The following is a 2,524-nucleotide window of genomic DNA, read 5'->3' as shown; positions in this document are numbered from 1 at the left end:
TTTTCTAGGTTCAATGTTCAGTTTTCAAGGTTCACTCTGTTGCGTTTGTTCGCAACTTTGTTGTTTGTGTTTGTCGCTGTATCCCGGCGACTTGTATATATTACCACGTGGGCAAGGTAATGTCAACACCTTTTTTACAACTTTTTTAAGATTTTTTAGTGATACACTTGGATTCGTGGACAAATAAAGTATCATGTATACACGCTTTGAAGCACCTGAAAAAACTTCAAAATTTCTATAAAAATCTACGAAAAATCCTCAAAAACAGCTTGCAAAACGTCATTTTTCGGCAAAAATTTCTATAATCTTTTTTCGAAATTTCCTATCACCGATACATTTTCGTATTCAATAATAAAGATATTCGGATCACATTCTTCAAGCAAATGACGTAATTTCATCGACTCAACCTTAGAAACAACTGTCAAAAGCACATTGGTATTTTCACCGCTATAGGCACCTATGCCCTTAATTTTAGTTACACCGCGATGCACAGCCGCAAAAATAACCTCTTCTACCAAATCTATTTTAGTAATTACAATCATCGTTACCGTAATACTGGGCAAATATGCCTTATCCAGAACAATGGAAGTAATCACAGCAAAGAAGATAGAGTAGACTGCTGCAGCAACATCATATAATAGAATACAGCTGCCAAAGACAAAGATATTAATAATATTGAAGACTTTGCCTACACTCATATTATGATAACGCTGCATCAGCAGCAGTCCCAAAATACCCTCACCGCCGCCGCTGCCCTTGCTCATCAGCGTCATGCCGCAGCCCAGACCGCACAGAATACCGCCTGCCAGACAAGCCGTAATCGTATCAGGCAGATAATTATATTCCGCAACAGGCACAAGACTCAGCAATACGCTATAGCTTGTGATGCAGACAGCAGATTTTACTAAAAAATCCTTGCCAAACTTGCGTATAGCCAGCAGCATCAAGGGTATATTCAGGAGAAAATAGATAATGCCGATATAGTTATCGGTAACAAAGCTCAGTCCCAAGACGTTTCTCATAAAATATCCCAGCAGCTGTGCTATCCCTAAAAAGCCTCCATTATAAAGATTACATGGCAAAATGAACATATTAAAGCCGATGGAATATACCAGCGAGCCGCCTATAATCAGGCTGAGGGACTTTAATGAAAGAAATTGTTTCAGATAGGTAACAGCCTTCATGCTACAGCCTCCTTTGCCGACTGACGGGAAGGGGGTTTATTAATAACTACTATTATAATAACGTAAAATTTTCTCTTTGTGTAATAACTAAGTAAATAAAGCACTTTTTCCGTATCTATACAAGTAAAATGCTAAAGTCTTTACAGTTTTTTCTGCTTATTTTTTTTGCAAATCAGGCAAAATCGTCATAATTTCGCCATATACTGCCTTTATAATAAAGACAACAAAGGTAAACAACCACTTTAAGAAAGAAGGTGCCAAATATGATGACAACATTAACCAAGTATATGAAGAAAACCACAGCAATTGCCATGGCTGCCATGGTGCTTTCTCTGCCGCTGGCAAGCGTAGCATCCGCTCACGAAAGGCACGATGCTCCGCCACCGCGTCATTCCGACCGCTATGACAGACACGACCGCTACGACAAGCATGACCGCTATGACAGGCACGACCGTTACGACAAGCATGATCGTTATGACAAACACGACCGTTACGACAGACATGACCGCTATGACAAGCGTCATAAGAACGACAATTACGTAACGAAAAAGGACAGCAACAAAAAAGCTACCACCAGCTTCATCATCGGTGCTGTACTGGGTGCGGTAATTGCCAAAAACACCTGATTAACATACTCCTTTCATACTCATTACTCATACACAAAAAGAGCTGCAGTTTCACACTACACAAGGTAGTGTAACTGCAGCTCTTGCAATTTTTACTATATTGTATGTAACAGAAGAATCCTCAGCTGATTACATATCACGGCTAGCGATAATATCTACACCAAGGCCGAGAATATCCTTAACTACAACGTCACCGGTTTTAATCGGAGCGGTAACCTTGACGGTGCGCAGGAAGCGTGCGCAGTCCATGATACGTTCCTTCGGCAGTACGTTAGCGGATACTACGGGCAGCAAAGGCAGCATACCGCCTTCTACAGCAACAGTAGAGGTCAGCATACGCTTCGGAGCAGTAACTTCATCGTTAGCATATTTAGCGCCACGCGGGCAGGTGTTGCCGGTAACATTGGTAACTGCACCATTTTCAATGGTAACAGTCATCTCGCAGCCCATAGGGCACATAATGCAGTTCATAACACGAGTTTCAACAGCCATTTTATACCCTCCTTACAGCACCAGACCTACGGTAACTTCGTCACCGATCTGGGCAAATTTTGCAACCGGAATTTCTACGGCAATCATTTCACTGGGCTTTGCTACGGGCAGAGGACGGCTCAACAGAACGTTATCGCCGCTCTTAACCTCCAGCTTAACTTTGCGGTGCGGTGCAGCAACACGCATGAACAGCTTAACCTTCTCGTCAGCAGGAATTTCAGC

The 2,524-nt window shown here is 42.1% G+C and carries 3 protein-coding genes and 1 pseudogene; 1 reads left to right on the top strand and 3 read right to left on the bottom strand.

Features of this window, described 5'->3' with window-relative positions; translation table 11 throughout:
- Positions 1–299 precede the first annotated feature (299 nt).
- Positions 300–1,184, bottom strand: a complete 885-nt coding sequence (locus BN587_RS05345) for a YitT family protein (RefSeq protein ID WP_021720115.1) — start codon at positions 1,182–1,184, stop codon at positions 300–302.
- Positions 1,185–1,447: 263 nt separating this feature from the next.
- On the opposite strand from BN587_RS05345, the gene BN587_RS11390 reads away from it, so the two are divergent.
- Complete coding sequence (locus BN587_RS11390; protein WP_021720114.1) at positions 1,448–1,810, top strand: hypothetical protein; 363 nt, start codon at positions 1,448–1,450, stop codon at positions 1,808–1,810.
- A gap of 129 nt (positions 1,811–1,939) precedes the next feature.
- Here the strand turns inward: BN587_RS11390 and BN587_RS05335 are convergent, their stop codons facing one another.
- Both BN587_RS05335 and BN587_RS11865 read right to left on the bottom strand, forming a co-directional pair.
- On the bottom strand, positions 1,940–2,302 hold the full coding sequence (locus BN587_RS05335) for a DUF1667 domain-containing protein (protein ID WP_021720113.1): 363 nt from the start codon (positions 2,300–2,302) through the stop codon (positions 1,940–1,942).
- Between the two features lie 12 nt (positions 2,303–2,314).
- Positions 2,315–2,524: pseudogene (locus BN587_RS11865) on the bottom strand (pyridine nucleotide-disulfide oxidoreductase); the annotation flags it as partial.

Source organism: Phascolarctobacterium succinatutens CAG:287 (assembly GCF_000434895.1).
Taxonomy (GTDB): Bacteria; Bacillota; Negativicutes; order Acidaminococcales; family Acidaminococcaceae; genus Phascolarctobacterium_A; species Phascolarctobacterium_A succinatutens_A.
This window is presented reverse-complemented; position numbering and strand designations above follow the sequence as displayed.